19 protein-coding genes and 1 pseudogene are annotated in these 15,079 nt (G+C 61.8%); 16 read left to right on the top strand and 4 right to left on the bottom strand.

Features of this window, described 5'->3' with window-relative positions; all coding sequences use genetic code 11:
• Nucleotides 1–53: 53 nt before the first annotated feature.
• Complete coding sequence (locus tag HP546_RS01925) at nucleotides 54–281, bottom strand: hypothetical protein (protein WP_172219091.1); 228 nt, start codon at nucleotides 279–281, stop codon at nucleotides 54–56.
• A gap of 141 nt (nucleotides 282–422) precedes the next feature.
• Between HP546_RS01925 and HP546_RS01920 the strand changes: the two genes are divergently transcribed.
• From HP546_RS01920 to HP546_RS01860, 13 genes and pseudogenes are all read left to right on the top strand, one after another.
• Nucleotides 423–767 carry a helix-turn-helix domain-containing protein gene (locus HP546_RS01920; protein WP_172219090.1) on the top strand — a complete coding sequence of 115 codons (345 nt, stop codon included), beginning with the start codon at nucleotides 423–425 and terminating at the stop codon, nucleotides 765–767.
• 97 nt (nucleotides 768–864) lie between these two features.
• Entirely contained in the window at nucleotides 865–2,832 is a 1,968-nt protein-coding gene (locus tag HP546_RS01915) for a DNA topoisomerase III (RefSeq protein WP_172219089.1), read from the top strand.
• A 741-nt stretch (nucleotides 2,833–3,573) separates the two neighbouring features.
• The gene (locus HP546_RS01910) at nucleotides 3,574–4,104 is read left to right on the top strand and encodes an STY4534 family ICE replication protein (RefSeq protein ID WP_172219088.1); all 531 of its coding nucleotides are present in this window, start codon (nucleotides 3,574–3,576) and stop codon (nucleotides 4,102–4,104) included.
• Between the two features lie 67 nt (nucleotides 4,105–4,171).
• Complete coding sequence (locus HP546_RS01905) at nucleotides 4,172–4,429, top strand: hypothetical protein (protein WP_172219087.1); 258 nt, start codon at nucleotides 4,172–4,174, stop codon at nucleotides 4,427–4,429.
• A gap of 67 nt (nucleotides 4,430–4,496) precedes the next feature.
• Nucleotides 4,497–4,991: a JAB domain-containing protein gene (locus HP546_RS01900; protein WP_172219086.1), complete on the top strand. Its 495-nt coding sequence runs from the start codon at nucleotides 4,497–4,499 to the stop codon at nucleotides 4,989–4,991.
• Between the two features lie 65 nt (nucleotides 4,992–5,056).
• Nucleotides 5,057–5,773 carry a hypothetical protein gene (locus HP546_RS01895; protein WP_172219084.1) on the top strand — a complete coding sequence of 239 codons (717 nt, stop codon included), beginning with the start codon at nucleotides 5,057–5,059 and terminating at the stop codon, nucleotides 5,771–5,773.
• A gap of 130 nt (nucleotides 5,774–5,903) precedes the next feature.
• Complete coding sequence (locus HP546_RS01890; protein WP_172219082.1) at nucleotides 5,904–6,419, top strand: PilL N-terminal domain-containing protein; 516 nt, start codon at nucleotides 5,904–5,906, stop codon at nucleotides 6,417–6,419.
• Nucleotides 6,416–7,087 carry a hypothetical protein gene (locus HP546_RS01885; protein ID WP_172219080.1) on the top strand — a complete coding sequence of 224 codons (672 nt, stop codon included), beginning with the start codon at nucleotides 6,416–6,418 and terminating at the stop codon, nucleotides 7,085–7,087. The genes HP546_RS01890 and HP546_RS01885 overlap by 4 nt, the downstream gene beginning before the upstream one ends.
• A gap of 10 nt (nucleotides 7,088–7,097) precedes the next feature.
• Nucleotides 7,098–7,818 (top strand): annotated as a pseudogene (locus HP546_RS01880) (TIGR03759 family integrating conjugative element protein).
• Nucleotides 7,800–8,354, top strand: coding sequence for a transglycosylase (locus tag HP546_RS01875; protein WP_172219078.1), 555 nt, complete (start codon nucleotides 7,800–7,802; stop codon nucleotides 8,352–8,354). The pseudogene HP546_RS01880 and the gene HP546_RS01875 overlap by 19 nt, the downstream one beginning before the upstream one ends.
• Complete coding sequence (locus tag HP546_RS01870) at nucleotides 8,351–8,770, top strand: integrating conjugative element protein (protein ID WP_172219076.1); 420 nt, start codon at nucleotides 8,351–8,353, stop codon at nucleotides 8,768–8,770. The genes HP546_RS01875 and HP546_RS01870 overlap by 4 nt, the downstream gene beginning before the upstream one ends.
• A gap of 9 nt (nucleotides 8,771–8,779) precedes the next feature.
• On the top strand, nucleotides 8,780–10,903 hold the full coding sequence (gene traD, locus HP546_RS01865; RefSeq protein ID WP_172219074.1) for a type IV conjugative transfer system coupling protein TraD: 2,124 nt from the start codon (nucleotides 8,780–8,782) through the stop codon (nucleotides 10,901–10,903).
• Between the two features lie 38 nt (nucleotides 10,904–10,941).
• A complete protein-coding gene (locus HP546_RS01860; RefSeq protein ID WP_172219072.1) occupies nucleotides 10,942–11,670 on the top strand; it encodes a TIGR03747 family integrating conjugative element membrane protein in 729 nt (242 codons plus the stop codon).
• 111 nt (nucleotides 11,671–11,781) lie between these two features.
• Here the strand turns inward: HP546_RS01860 and HP546_RS01855 are convergent, their stop codons facing one another.
• The 3 genes from HP546_RS01855 to HP546_RS01845 form a co-directional block, all read right to left on the bottom strand.
• Complete coding sequence (locus tag HP546_RS01855; protein ID WP_218584418.1) at nucleotides 11,782–12,393, bottom strand: hypothetical protein; 612 nt, start codon at nucleotides 12,391–12,393, stop codon at nucleotides 11,782–11,784.
• A gap of 444 nt (nucleotides 12,394–12,837) precedes the next feature.
• On the bottom strand, nucleotides 12,838–13,422 hold the full coding sequence (locus HP546_RS01850) for a hypothetical protein (RefSeq protein WP_172219070.1): 585 nt from the start codon (nucleotides 13,420–13,422) through the stop codon (nucleotides 12,838–12,840).
• A 19-nt stretch (nucleotides 13,423–13,441) separates the two neighbouring features.
• Nucleotides 13,442–13,816: a hypothetical protein gene (locus HP546_RS01845; protein ID WP_172219068.1), complete on the bottom strand. Its 375-nt coding sequence runs from the start codon at nucleotides 13,814–13,816 to the stop codon at nucleotides 13,442–13,444.
• Between the two features lie 303 nt (nucleotides 13,817–14,119).
• Between HP546_RS01845 and HP546_RS01840 the strand changes: the two genes are divergently transcribed.
• The 3 genes from HP546_RS01840 to HP546_RS01830 are packed head-to-tail and all read left to right on the top strand — an operon-like array spanning nucleotide 14,120 to nucleotide 15,074.
• Complete coding sequence (locus HP546_RS01840) at nucleotides 14,120–14,455, top strand: RAQPRD family integrative conjugative element protein (protein ID WP_172219066.1); 336 nt, start codon at nucleotides 14,120–14,122, stop codon at nucleotides 14,453–14,455.
• Nucleotides 14,442–14,681, top strand: coding sequence for a TIGR03758 family integrating conjugative element protein (locus HP546_RS01835; RefSeq protein ID WP_041167230.1), 240 nt, complete (start codon nucleotides 14,442–14,444; stop codon nucleotides 14,679–14,681). The genes HP546_RS01840 and HP546_RS01835 overlap by 14 nt, the downstream gene beginning before the upstream one ends.
• Nucleotides 14,682–14,696: 15 nt before the next feature.
• Nucleotides 14,697–15,074 carry a TIGR03745 family integrating conjugative element membrane protein gene (locus HP546_RS01830; RefSeq protein WP_100773722.1) on the top strand — a complete coding sequence of 126 codons (378 nt, stop codon included), beginning with the start codon at nucleotides 14,697–14,699 and terminating at the stop codon, nucleotides 15,072–15,074.
• Nucleotides 15,075–15,079: the final 5 nt, after the last annotated feature.

The following is a 15,079-nucleotide window of genomic DNA, read 5'->3' as shown; positions in this document are numbered from 1 at the left end:
TCACTGGAGCCATACAGTCAACCCAGCGGGCAATAGCTGCGGCTGCCGATGTTTCACTCTCGCCTGGCACTCCTATGCCGCTCATGTTCCAGCATTTGCTTCACTTCCGCCAAATACTGGTCCAGGGCAAGGAACGCCCGCCAGTGCAGCGGACTCTCCTGAACCCAGGCAATCAGCCGGGCCCGAGCCTCCTCCTTGTCCGGTTCCAGATGGGTGGCCATAAACAGCTCATAGGCCTTGATCGCTAGCGCATCTGCCTCACTCTGGTGGGTTCCGTGCAAGTTGTTGCCTCCGTGGTGACGGTCGAGTCATCCATCTTATTCTTGGTGATACGCCTCGTAAGGTTGTTAGTCAACCTTATGAGTCGTTCATATCTTTGGGTGGCTGCTCGACCATATAGGTCGAATTGGAGAGCGCCCCCATTGCCCGTCAAAGAGCCTAGCCCACATCACATTGGTCGCCAGTTGGCGAAGTATCGTCGTGCCCGGCATTTGACACAGGCGCAGGTTGGCGAGCACCTGCAGATCTCCGGCGAAGCGGTGTCGCGCCTGGAGCGAGGCTTCGTTGAGCTCTCGGTGTCCAAGCTGCTGCAATTGGCCGACTTGTACGGCTGCCCCGCCGATGAGCTGCTGCTCGCGATCAGCCCTCGGCCGCAGGACTTGGGCGTGCAGATCAATTCGATCATCAAGGAGCTCGATGAGGCGGATAAGCAATTCGCCCTGGACTCTCTGAAAACGCTGGCGAGCCACCTCGCGCAACGCAAGTAACACCCGCCCGCCGATATGAACGCGGCACCTTCGGATTTACCCTGGCGCTTCGTGACCACACCCCCACCCTGTCGGTACCCACCGAGAGGGCACGTTTATGCGCCTGTTCATCTGCGAGAAACCATCCCAAGCCCGCGACATCGCCCGGGTGCTGCAGGCCAGCCGCCGCGGTGATGGCTGCCTGCAGGGCCAGAACATCACCGTCACCTGGTGCGTCGGCCATCTGCTGGAGACCGCGCCGCCTGAAACCTATGGCGACTACAAGCGCTGGTCGTTGGACGACTTGCCGATCATTCCCAGCCGCTGGCAACTGGTGCCCAAGCCCAAGGTCGCTGGCCAACTCAAGGTGATCGGCCAACTGCTGCAGACATGCAGCGAAGTGGTGATCGCCACCGACGCCGACCGCGAGGGCGAGATGATTGCCCGGGAGATTCTCGAGCGCTGCCAGTTCCAGGGGCCGATTTTGCGCCTGTGGCTATCCGCGCTGGATGAGGCGTCAATCCGCCGAGCCTTGGAAGCCTTGCGCCCAGGAGAGCAGACCTTGCCGCTGTACCACTGTGCCCTCGCCCGCTCCCGTGCCGATTGGCTGGTCGGCATCAACCTGAGCCGGCTTTTTACCCTGCTCGGTCGCCGCGCCGGTTTCGACGGGCTGCTGCCGGTGGGGCGCGTGCAAACCCCCACCTTGCGCTTGGTGGTCGAGCGCGACCGGGCGATCGCGAGCTTTGTGCCGCAACCGTTCTGGAACGTCGATGTGCACCTGAAGCAGGACGGGATCCGCTTTCAAGCGCGCTGGCAGCCCCCGGCCGCAGTCAGCGATGCGGTTGGACGCTGTATTGACGAAACCGTCGCGCAACAGGCGCTCAAGCGCCTCACGCAAGCCGGCAGCGCACAGATCGACAGCGTCGAGGTCGAGCGCGTGCGCGAAGGGCCGCCACTGCCGTTCGACCTGGGCACGCTGCAGGAGATCTGCTCGGCCAAGCTCGGACTGGGTGCACAGGAGACCCTGGCCACCGCCCAGGCCCTGTATGAAACCCACAAGGCAACGACCTACCCGCGGACCGACTGCGGCTACTTGCCAGACAGCATGCTCGATGAGGTGCCACGCGTCCTTCACGCCTTGGCCGCCGCCGCACCCTCGTTGGGAGCAGTGCTCAAGGAAGTCGACCCCAGTCGCCGCTCACGCGCCTGGAACAGCAGCAAGATCACCGCGCACCACGGCATCATTCCCACCGCCGTCACCCTGGATTTGGCGCAGCTCTCCGAGCGCGAGCGTGCGGTTTATACGCTGATTCGCGCACGCTACCTCGCGCAGTTCATGCCCGAGCACGAGTACCTGAAAACCCAAGCGCAGTTACACAGCCAGTCCGACCATTTGCTGGCGCGCGGCAAACAGATCCTGGTCCGCGGCTGGAAGGCAGTGATCAACGAGGCTGACGGCACCGAGCCGGCCGAGCAGGCGCAGCGACTGCCGACGTTGCGTGAATCCGCGACGGTGGCGCTGATCGACGCCACGCTCAACGCACAGCGCACGCAGCCGCCCAAGGCCTACACCGAGGGCACGCTGGTCAAAGCGATGAAAACCATCGCCAATCAGGTGGCCGAACCGCGGCTCAAGCAGAAGCTCAAGGACAGTTGCGGGCTCGGTACCGAGGCCACCCGCGCAGCGATCATCCAAGGCTTGATCGACCACGGCTACCTGACCAAGAAGAAACGCAGCCTGGCCGCCTCAGCGGCGGCGCATACCTTGATCGAAGCGGTGCCACCAGAGGTGGCCGACCCGGTCATGACTGCTTTGTGGGAGCAGGCGCTGGACCGCATCGAATCGGGCCAACTGAGCGTCGAGACTTTTCTCGCCAAACAGGCAGAATGGCTGACTCGACTGGTACGCAGTAACGCCACGCTCACCCTGCACCCGCCCCCCAGCAAGGGGCCGTTCTGCCCAGTGTGCCGCAGCACCATGCGCCAGCGCAAAGGTCGCACCGGCAGCTTCTGGTCGTGCATCCGCTACCCCGAATGCAAGGGCACCAAACCGGTCGCGAAAGCCAAGCGGTCGAAAAACGCATGACTTGACGCCGCACCACCGCGCTGGTGTAGTGATTGAGCCCCTCGCCGCTTGGCGACCTAGACCGATTCGCTCCGGGCAGCTCGGTCAGACTCCTAGAGTTCGGAGCCACACTTCAGCACATCTGCGGATGACTTCTCAGCGTTCCAAGTCTCCCAGGAGGATGACCCGTGCGGCTTGTATCAAGCCGTAGGGGTCATCCGCTTCGGCGACGATGCTCAGCTCCGGTGCCCGCCGGCGAAACACTGGGCACCTTTTGTGCGCGGATGCGTGCCAGTTGATTCCGACCCAGGCCACGACAAGGGTCGGTTGATCCAGGTGGATCGGCAGTGGAGGTCTGCGACGGACTCCGGTGCCATATCGCCGGGTCAAGGGTGGTCCAACTCCTCCTAGCCTGATGACCGTCGGGCTATTTTTTCGCCGCCGACAATCCACCGAAAGCCACCCGATTCCGCCCGTTCAGACCGCCTGAAAACCACGGTTGACGGGCCTTTTGCAGCGCTTTATAGATGAGCTGCACCTCGCTGTCGTTGACAGCACCCAGGTAGCCAGGGCCTTCAAGGCTACGCCCGTTTCGGGTGGTCCTCCCCCAAAGTGCGACTCGCGCTCGGCAGCTCGCACGGTCACCGTCCCATCGGTGATGAGCGCCTTCTCGACCGATCATGTGTTTGCACTTCCCCTTGCGGAACTCACCAGCCGCCAGGGCCGGTGGATGTCCGCGTTCTGCTGAACAGGAGCTCCATCATGACGACTGCAAGCAATAACGCCCCCACCACCTACTTCAACCTGCACACCCAAGGCATCGGTTACCTGAACCGTGTTCGCGAAGTCCCGGTTCGCCGCGGCCAAGCGTTCATGGCCTGTGACATCGCTGCCTTGCACGGTGCCTCGGACGACGTCGAGTACACCCGCTTCGACTGCAAGGTCGCCAGCGGTGAAGCCGACCGGCTGATCCGTGAACACCTGGAAGACGTCCGCGCGGAACGCAAGGTCCTCATCGCGTTTCGCATCGGCGACCTCTGGGTCGATCCGTTCATGTACGAGAAAGGCGAACGCAAGGGGCAACCCGGCGCCAGCCTCAAAGGCCGACTGATCTTCATCGAGTGGATCAAGGTCGATGGTCAGTTCAGCTACCGTGCGCCAGCGCGCACCGACGCCGCCGCCCCTGAGGCTGCTGAATCAGCAGACTCGGAACAGGTGGACGGTGACGCTGACCAAGGCCAGCCAACTCCACCCGCTGCACGTAAATCCACCGCCGCACGCCAGTCTGCTTGAGGCAGTTTGACCGCACGCAGCAGGCGCTCTTATGAGCGCCTGTTGTTCATTCACGTCGGAGGTCGCCATGGAAAGCTTCTGGCTCTGCGAAGACTGCCTGCAGGCGGTCGCCTACGACGACTTCAGCGCGCTGTCGCTGTACTACAGCGAGGCTGAAGTCGAGCAACGCATCTCACACATGCGCGCTCAACTGCAGGCCCTGCTACCGCTGAGCGCCGATTTCGACCCGCATACCGGCGCCGGTATCGAGGCCTTTTCCACGCAACCGTGCGAGAGCTGCCAAAGCCCCCTACACGGCACGCGACATCGCTTCACGCGCCTTTGATCACACACCTAAACCAGCCTGGGGCACGCCCTTAGGAGGGCGCTCCATCTCTCACGAGGAATTGCCCATGAACACTGCCTTGAACCTGGTCGACCCGCTCGATCCCGTACTGGCCCAGCGCGCCCGTGAGGATGCGCTGATCTTTGAGGCCCTGCAGCTGCTGGACCAGCGTCACTTCCAGCGCGGCGAGGTGCTGATAACCCCCGCCGATGCCGCAGCCTACTTGAAACTGCAGCTCGCCCCCTACCACCACGAGGTGTTTGCCCTGCTCTGCCTCGACTCGCGCCACCGTGTGCTGGGCTTCGACATCCTGTTCACCGGTAGCATTGACGGTGCCTCCGTGTATCCACGCCAAGTCGTCATCAAGGCACTCGAACACAATGCCGCCGCCGTGATCTTCAGCCATAACCACCCCTCCGGCTGCTCGGAACCGAGCGGCGCCGATCGGGTGCTCACCACCCGCCTGACCGAGGCTTTGGCCCTGGTCGAGGTATGCGTCCTGGACCACATCATCGTCGGCGAAGGCACTCCGCTTTCGTTGGCCGAGTACGGCTGGATGTGACAGCCCACCTTGCCCTAGAGGTCACCGCCCGTTCGGGGTGGCCTCGGCGCTTCCGGAGAATCACCATGCACCCTTCCCTTACCAATCCGTTTCTTCGCGGTTTCCAAGACCTGCGCTATGAGCGCGTCCTGCAGATCAGCTATGCCGACGATTGCCCGCCGTGCTACCGCACGCTGCATCCGGCTCAGAACGAGCTACCCAACGAAGCCATCACCCTGCAGCCGTGTCTATTCGATGACGACGTCGCGGTGATCACAGACGGTGTGTGCGTGCCCGAGTTTGTGCGCATGCGCTGCCCGGCCGACGGCCTGGTGAACACGGTGCTCTACCAGATCATGGGCAATCAGCTCGGACGCCCGATGCATATCGGCGACCTCGGCAACGTCGAGGCTGCGCAAAACCTGATCGAACAACTGTCCTTTGCCACCGGGCACTACAGCCGCAGCTGGGAAATCAGCAGCGCCCACCTGCCCGAAGACGAGTTCGAGTTCCTGCAGGTGTGCACCTGGTGCAATTCGCCAGCGGGCTTTTTCGAGTGCTTCGAGCTCAACAGCAACCATGCCGTGGGGTGCAAGCTGTACTCGACACCCTGGGTAGCGGCACATGAAGCCAGCAGGATCGGCTGGAGCGCCAGCGAAGTCTGTGGGCGCATGCGCGATGACCATGTCCCGCCGGTGCTGCTCCAGCTGCTGATGCTGGCAGGCCAGGCAGACATCCGCCTGCTGATCTTTGACCCTGACGCCGCACCACTGGCGGAACTACCGCTCTTCACCGAAGAATGACCAAGGCGCCCTCCCGGGCGCCTTTTTTGTGATGCCCGATAGAAAAGCTGGCTGGCCAGATTCGGTTTTCCAGTGGGGACTTGACTCACGCCTTCGCCATCGTATCGGCAACATTTGTCGAGACACGGTCATGCACACACCCACGCTCTCCACCCTCGGCCTGATGCTCGTCCTGGCGGGCTGCAGCACGCCGCCACCGCCTCCGGCCCCAGCACCGGCAGCACCACCCGCGTTGCCGGCGGCATTGCCAAAGCCGAAAGCCCAGCTTCCGGCCTGGGTCCGCCAGGACCGTTACACCCTGGTCACCACCCGGCCGACGCTGGAGCAGCGCCAGCCGCTGTATCAATTGGTCAACGTACAAATTGCACCAGCCCTGCATGCCACCGTCGGTGAAGCCCTGCGTCACGTGCTGCAACGCTCAGGCTACGCGCTGTGTGCCGATAGCGCAGCGGTGGATCCCTTGTTCCGTCGTCCTCTGCCTGCAGTACAGCACCAATTCGGCCCCATCTCACTGCTGGACGCCTTGACCATCATCGGCGGCCCGGCCTGGCGACTCGACATTGATCCGGTCGAACGGACCGTGTGCTATATCCTGCGCGTGCCGACGCCCGCCCCCCCCTCCTCGACCCTGGAGCTCACGCTATGAAGGTCCTCCATTTTCAGGCCTTGGTGGTCGGTGCCCTGTGCCTGGGCGCCGCCGTGCTCGCCGCCGAAACGTACAACCATCATCAGCAACTGGCTGAGCTTCAGGCTGCGGCCCACAACGCCCCGGCCGATCCGGCGCCGGCCCTGCGCCGCGATATCGATGCGTTGGCCAACCGGCTCACGACGCTGCAGCCGCAGATCGTGGCGTTGGGAGAGGCGCAAGGTCGACACACTGCGGCGCAGGCCGCCCTCGGCCTGCAGCAGGATGAGCTGGCCGTGTCGCTCAAGGCGCTCCAGGCAGAACCGCCAGGACCAAGCAGCACCGATCTGACGGTTTGGGGACAACGGTTGGCCACGGCAGAGGCCACGCTCGAGAAACTGTCGACCCGCCCTGCTGCGCCTGCAACCGCCAATACGCAACCGCAGGCCTCCAGCGGTGAGAAAGCCAAGGCCAAGCCTCTGACCCCACCCTTCACCCTGCTGGGTATCGAGACCCGAGGTGACGTCAGGTTTGTGGCAGCACTGCCCGCCGGCGCCCATTCGCTGACGACTGTGCACCTGCTGCAACCGGGAGACAGCTTGAACAGCTGGCAGCTGCGCGCCATCCGCGCGGACCAGGTGATGTTCCATGTCCCGGGGCATGGCGACCACACACTGCCACTGCCGTGACGAGGTGCGTATGACTCGGATCTCCATCTTCTCGCTCATCCTGCTCCCCAGCTGCCTCTTCGCAGGCGTGGCGTGGAGCGCGCCGAAGCTGATCGACTCGGCCCCGCAGTTCAGCGAACAGACACTGTTGGATCGGCAGCCATCCGCTGCCGCTCGGGCCAAAGCCTGGGGGCTGACCGATGATGAGTGGGCCAAATTTGAACGGCTGCAGGCCGGGCCCCGCCACTACTGGTCGCCGCAGCTCGACCCACTCACCACCCTCGGCGTGGAAGCCGACTCGGACCAGGAGCGGCAACGCTACGCCGAGCTGCAGGTCCGTCTCGAGGCCAAGCGCGCCGAGCGCGAGTTGGCCTACCAGAAGGCTTATACCGCTGCCTGGGCGCGCCTGTTCCCGGGCATGCTGCCCGTGCAGGGCATGGCCGACGATCCAGCGGCAACCCCTGCTAGCCGCTTTGCCCTGTTTGTGGAGGAACGCTGCCCCCCCTGTGTCACCAACACCCCAGCAGTGGCTGCGTAGCGGCGCGCACCTGGACGTGTACCTGGTCGGCAGCCAGGGTGACGATAAGCGTCTACGCCAGTGGGCGCGGGGCGCGGGCATTACCCCCGCCCAGGTCAGCAGTGGCCAGGTCACTCTCAATCATGACCGCGGCCGCTGGTTCGCCCTGGGCGCCAGCCGCCCCTTGCCGGCGCGCTTCCAGCAAGTGGACGGAAAATGGCAGCGCATCGACTGATCTTGGCGCTGGTCTTGACCAGTGCCACAGCCGCTCACGCGGACGCGCTGCCGCCGCCTGCGTATCAACTGGCCGCCGCGCGTGCCGGCATCCCCGCTTCCGTGCTGTTCGCCATTGCCCTTCAGGAGAGCGGTACGCCACTGCGGGGTCACCTTATGCCCTGGCCTTGGACCCTGAATGTTGCTGGCATGCCGCAGCGTTTCGCCCGTCGTGATGAGGCGTGTGCCGCACTCAAACAGGCGCTGATTCGTCACGACCCCAAGCAAATCGATGTCGGGCTGGGCCAGACCAACCTCGGCTACCACCCAGACCGCTACCGCAGCGCTTGCGAGGCTCTGGATCCGCGCGCCAACCTGGCTGTGACTGCCGAGCTGCTACGCGCCCACTATGCCGACAGCGGTGACTGGGTCGTGGCGGCGGGCCGCTATCACCGCCCTGCTGGCGGTAAACCCGCAGCGCAGTACCGCCGACAGTTCAGCCAGCATTGGCAACGTGTGCAGGCAGTCGTGTCCTCTCCGAGCGGGCCGCGGCCATGAACCGCTGGTGCTGGATAGCGCTGTTTACCTGCCTGTGGTGGACGGTTGGCGCGCTCGCGGCCCCCAGCCAACTGCCCGATCCCCGCGCGTTGACCTGGGCCCTACCCGTACACAGTACACGCCTTTCACCCGGTGCCGTGTCGCCAAGGGCATTGAGGCTGCCAGGGTTCACGCCGCTGTTCCTGGTCGGGCAAGACCCCGCATCCCTAAAATGGTTGGCCCAGCATGCACAGAGGCTGCAGGACCTGGGCGCCAGCGGCCTGGCTGTTGAAGTGGCCGACGCCCAAGCCTTGCGCCGTATCCAGGCGGCAGCCCCGGGGCTGAACATCTGGCCGGTGAGTGGCGACGACATCGCCGAACGCCTGGAACTGCAGCACTACCCGGTGCTGATCACGCCCACCGGCCTGGAACAGTGAGGGTGCATCATGGGCGAACATGCGATGGAGTCCCTGCTGCGCCCTGCGGTGGAGCTGTACACCGTGGGCATCTGCGCCGGTGCCGGCGCCCTGTGCCTGCATTCGCCCTGGGCAGTAGCCCTGTCGCCCGAGGTAGGGGCAGGCATGGCACTGGCCTATACCGTATTCGGTCTGAAGCGGCTTAACGAGGCACGCATTGTTCTGCGCTACCGGCGCAACATCCGCCGCCTTCCGCGCTATTCGCTGACCAGTCGCCAGATTCCGGTGAGCGGCAAGCGCCTGTTCATGGGCCGCGGCTTTCGCTGGACTCGCCTGCATACCCAGCGTCTGCTCGAGGCGCAGGATCCGGCGCTGGCCCGCTACGTCAATCAATCGGCTGCCCACCAGTGGGCGCGGCGGATGGAGCACTTGCTGGAGAAGGCCCCACCCGGGCTGTCACTGCTGCCCCGCCTGACCGCCTGGGACAGCCCATTCAACCCGGTGCGGCCGCTACCGCCGGTGGGTGGCTCACCGCTGCTGCATGGCGTCGAGCCGAAGGAACAGGAAGCCAGCTTGCCGCTGGGCGAACGCGTCGGGCATACCCTGGTCCTGGGCACCACCCGGGTCGGCAAGACACGCCTGGCCGAGGTGTACATCACCCAGGACATCCACCGCCCTACTCAGGAAGTGGTGATCGTCTTCGACCCCAAGGGCGATGCCGACCTGCTCAAACGCATGTATGTGGAAGCGCGGCGGGCCGGCCGCGAGCATGAGTTCTACGTGTTCCACCTTGGCTGGCCGGAGATCTCTGCACGCTACAACGCCATCGGCCGCTTCGGCCGCATTTCCGAAGTCGCCACCCGCATCGCCGGCCAACTGAGCGGCGAAGGCAATTCCGCAGCCTTTCGCGAGTTCGCTTGGCGCTTCGTCAACATCATCGCCCGGGCGCTGATCGAGCTCGGCCGGCGCCCGGACTACCTGCAGATCCAGCGGCACGTGGTGAACATCGATGCGCTGTTCATCGAGTATGCCCAGCATTTCTTCGCCCGCCATGATCCTCAGGCCTGGGAAGCGATCGTGCAAATCGAAGGCCGGCTGAACGAGAAGAACATACCGCGGCACATGGTTGGTCGGGAAAAGCGCGTGGTCGCCATCGAGCAGTACCTGACCGCCAAGCGCATCTTCGATCCGGTGATGGACGGCCTCCGTTCGGCCGTGCGCTACGATCGCACCTACTTCGACAAGATCGTCGCTTCGCTGCTGCCACTCCTGGAAAAACTCACCAGCGGCAAGACCGCACAACTGCTCGCCCCCAACTACACCGACCTCGACGATCCACGGCCGATCTTCGACTGGCTGCAGGTCATCCGCAAACGCGGCATCGTCTACGTCGGCCTGGACGCGCTGTCCGATGCCGAAGTGGCGGCTGCCGTCGGCAACTCGATGTTTGCCGACTTGGTCTCCGTCGCCGGCCATATCTACAAGCACGGCATTGACCACGGGCTGCCAGGCTCCTCCAGCGCCGCGGACAAGGTACCGATCAACTTGCACGCCGACGAATTCAACGAACTCATGGGCGACGAGTTCATTCCACTGATCAACAAGGGCGGTGGCGCCGGTATCCAGGTCACCGCCTACACCCAGACCTTGAGCGACATTGAGGCGCGTATCGGCAACCGGGCCAAGGCCGGCCAGGTCATCGGCAACTTCAACACCCTGCAGATGCTTCGCGTGCGGGAAACCGCCACCGCCGAATTGCTGACCAATCAGTTGCCCAAGGTCAATGTGCAGACCCGAACCCTGATCTCCGGCGCGACGGACACCGCCGATCCTGATGCCCGAACCGACTTCACCTCCTCCTCGCAGGATCGGGTCACCACCACCGCCGTACCACTGATCGAACCGGCGCACATCATCGCCTTGCCCAAGGGGCAGATGTTCTCGTTCCAGGAAGGGGGGCAACTGTGGAAAGTGCGTATGCCACTGCCCAAACCCGCCAGTGACGACCAAATGCCGGCGGACCTGCAGACCCTGGCCGCGCGCATGCGCGATTCCTACAACACCAATGCGGGGGGTTGGTGGAGCACCACCAGCGGCGCTCCGACGGTCGATTTCGATCCAGAGCAGCCGCCACCAGGGCGCAGGCAACTCTAATGTGCACGGCGTGAGCAACTGGATACTCTGGAGCCTATATGCCTATCACCCCAGCCAGTCCGTCGCCTCCACAGCGAAGTACGGGGCTCATCTTTGGCTTAGTCGAGCTGTGTCTGCGGCTACTCGGCCTGCTGTTCGCATCGCTAATCTTCTCCATCGTATTGGAGTTCGCCGGCATGCTGTGGTTTTGGCCCGAGCAGGGTTGGCACCACAGCCATGCCATGTGGCTGAGTGAGCTCGGCTGGCTCAGCAATCACTTCAAGAATTCATTGCTCGTGCAAGAGCCAGCGCAAGCGACCGCCAAGGTGCTCGAGCACCTGAACGACTGGGTCGTAGTGCGCTCTGGATGGGCGACTTCCGTTACCCAGCTGAAGCTGCTCAGTCGAGAAGCGACAATGCAGGGGCAGTTCGCGCAGGTCTACGTTGTGGTGCAGGACTATCTGCTGGCGGCCCTGTTCACGGTCTTTACTTTCGTAGTGCGACTGGCCGTTCTCATACTCGCTACTCCCCTGTTCCTGCTCGCGGTGATCACCGGTGCGGTTGACGGTTTGATGCGCCGTGACCTACGCAAATTCGGAGCGGGCCGAGAAAGCAGTTTTGTCTACCACCGAGCGAAGCGAACTCTGCTACCTCTGATGATTAGCCCGTGGGTGATCTACCTTTCCCTGCCTTGGACACTCAACCCTATCTGGGTTCTGGTGCCTTGTGCTGCACTCCTCGGCAGCATGGTGGCGATCACAACTGCGACTTTCAAAAAGTACCTTTGATTGCCCACTTTTCACCCAGCTCTTGAAGGGCAGCTATCGGCCAAAAGCTTTAAACTAAGGGCCGGATTCACCCGACCTCTAGCAAGCGAAAGTAATGATTTTAACCCGTTGTTAGGGAGTGTCATCAGGACCTGGCTCTCTTAGGCTACCACGCAACGAACGAATATTACTTCGGGCAATGATGCTGAGCTTTAAAAATCGCAGGTAAATCCAGCGCCCCACTCTTGGGAGCACGCATCGAAGTATGCGACGAACGGGGGCTACCGGCAAAAATATTAACCAGAAGATCAAGACAACAACGCCTACGACGAGACCGACCGGAATCAAAACAGCTTGCACAAGGTCTTTGAGAAACTCAAATAAAGAAAATGATCGCTCATAGGCATGGTGTTTCAGCAACGCATCAGAAATAACATTAGTGCCAATTGCCGCCGATATGAATGGAAACATGTAAGCGAATACTAAGTAGTAACGCTCAAGCCGAGATAGAACGTCTTTCGACACATTACCTGATGCTTCCAGCTCCCTACACCGCTCCAACATGTCGAGGAAAGTGATGTGTCCAAAAATACCGACCCCAATAAAGCAAAGCCCAAACATAAATACGACTGGCCGCGTCAAACTAAGGCTAAGCAAGGAGCTGACCAAACAGAATAAAACCATAGCAAGGCATGCAGAAAGAGGAAGCAAAACGGGTGGAGAATACATAAAATCAAAATTCATGGATATTTCCCTAGCATTAATTATTTAGCCTTCTTGGTTGTCGCATAGATCGAGCTAAAGTTTTAACTCCACACCTCAGCGTCGCCACACCTGATGGCAATCGTCCAAAGCCAATATCTTTACGGCTGCCTCCAAGAGTCATCGCGCTCGCTCGACCTTCACACTAAAACATCTAATACTACTGACCGGACATACAAAAAAGCGCTGCAGCGATGCAAACGTGAGAACGTGTCGAAGTCACAACAAGGAAGAGCGGGAAAAACCTAACTTTCGAGAGCAACTAAATATTCAGATATACCCTTATAGTTATAGGTACCACATACTTGTACGCTCTTTACCAACGCCGGGATTTATGACCATCCGCACCCGGCCTCTCGCGCTTGTCCTACACGCTGACGACCGCCGTCGGCCGATATCATTTCAGCTGGCCAGTTTCGCGCAGAGTCACAAGCAAACCTGCTGCAGCACCTGGTCGACACCGTCAAGGTCATAGATCCAGCCCAGTGGCATGTCTACGGGCTTAGGCCCAGGTGTCAGTACCATCATGTCGCGGCTGTTACGGAGCATCCGTGGCAGGGCCGACCCGGCAGGCGCCTGCAATACGCCACGCTTACGGTTGACCGACCAACGCTCGGTGAGCACCTTGCCTTGGCCGAAGCGGAATGTCAGTGGCCAACTGTCGATAGACGCTGCCGACGGCGCCAGCATGTGCGGCAGAGCATCCAGGCTTATGCTGCCGCGCCCCTGCTCGCACCTGAGCATAAAGCTGCTGCGCGCCAGGCGTTCGGTGTCGATCATGTACAGTGCCGGCATGTGCGCGACCACAAGGTCGGTCTTGATGCTGCTGACCTGGCTACCGGACGGGGCTTGCTGCTGGAGGGCCCAGTTGCCAACAAACTTCACGCCACTTTGAAAGGCGATGGTTCGGCATTCTGCTGCACCCGGGCCGGCCATGATGTCGCAGAAATCAGCCGAGGCCTCCGCCGAGAACATCGTGAGGGCGACGATCAGGAATTTGAGTGCTTTCATGGTGTCTTCCAACCCAGTCTCAACCGAGCGTTTTCCAGGGGGACTCACCAGGAGTGGGCACAGGTTCGGCTGGCTTGCTACGTTTGCGATTCGACAGCGCCGGGATCCATCGCGTGACAAGAAAACCTATGTGGGCAGCCAATGCGCTGCAGAAGAACATAGGGATCAGGTTCTCCAAAAAGGTTTGCATCCAATGGTGAACAGCTTCATCTCGCGCCATCAGCGCGGCGAGGATGAAGGCCGTCACCAACATGATGACGTACTGCCGATATAGCCCGCACAGCGCGCCCATTGCCAGTGCCGATATGCCAAGGGCAAATCCTACGTGATCCATCAGTACATATTCCGTGACAAAAAAAGGCGTCAAAAATAGCATCAAAATGACATCAGTCAACCCTGCATGGCTTGTCCCGGACACAAGCGGTCAGGGTCATCTCTATTTCAAGCTCCCGTCGAAAGGGCTATTAACCTTTACAGGCGTGCGCTATCGGAAGCGGCAGTCGCCGACCGAGCAATCTGGAATCGAAGCCTTAAGCATCGCCAGTATCGATAGCAGCGAATCGCGGCCGACTGCCACCCATCCAAAACTGCCCTCCTCGAAGGAAAGCTAAAGCGAAGGCGCGGTGATCTTTTTAATCCATGCCAAAAGCTGTCTGACGCCTCAGGGTGAATGCCAGTTGCCCGGCTGGATTTCGCCATGAAAACTTCCCCCTCCGCCCTGTTGATTGCCTGCTTAGTGTCGCTCGGTGCCGGCGCTCAAGACGCGCCGGAGCGCTCGGATCTCGGCCTGGTGCAGCGACAGATCACTGCCATCGAACTGTTGGCCGACCGTGCCAACAGCGGCTCAGTCTATGCCGCAGGCGCCCGGTATCGCTTCGATTATTCGAGGTTCGCAGCAGACCTTGGACGTATACGTCAAGGCATCCACAAATACCTATCGCCCTCGCGTGCGCAGCCAGCTGATCTGGTCGAGCTGACCGGTGATTACCGTGCTGAAGCGCCTCACTCGGGTACCTCCGATGAGCATGACTGACGCCCAACTCAGCGCGTTTTCGGCCGTGGCCGGATTTACCCCGCAGCTCAGCTCGGTCCTATGGCGATCATCGGTGCTCGTGCTCGCATTGCTCTGGTGCACCTGGGCCCTGTGGACCGGCTACCGCGGCTGGGCGGCCGGCAACCTCAATTTCGGTGCGCTCGGCGGCAGCACGCTGCGCCTGGCCCTCGCCCTGATCGTGCTGATGTTTTTCATGCTGTCGTAACCTGGAGAACTTGCCATGAACCTCTCCCGTCGTTGCCATCGCCCGCTCGTTCTGTTGCGGGAATCCTATTCTCAAGTCCTGTTCGGTGGCCTGGTACTGCTGAGTTCGACGCTGGCTTGGGCTGACCTACCAACCATGGAAGCGCCCTCTCGTGGCGAAGGCTCGGGGCTGATCGACACCATCAAGAACTACGCCTACGACGGCGGCATCCTGCTCGGCTTGTTGATCGCCACTCTCGCCTTCCTCGGCGTGGCCTGGCACTCGCTCACCGTCTACGCCGACGTGCAAAACCAGCGCAAGACTTGGAAGGATCTCGGCGCGGTGGTCGGCGTCGGCGCATTGCTGGTGGTGGTGATCCTGTGGTTCCTCACCAAAGCCGCGACGATCCTGTGAGGTCA

This window comes from Pseudomonas sp. CM25, from assembly GCF_013179705.1.
GTDB lineage: Bacteria > Pseudomonadota > Gammaproteobacteria > Pseudomonadales > Pseudomonadaceae > Aquipseudomonas.
Note: the sequence above shows the minus strand (reverse complement) of the source record. Positions and strands in the feature narration are given on the sequence as shown.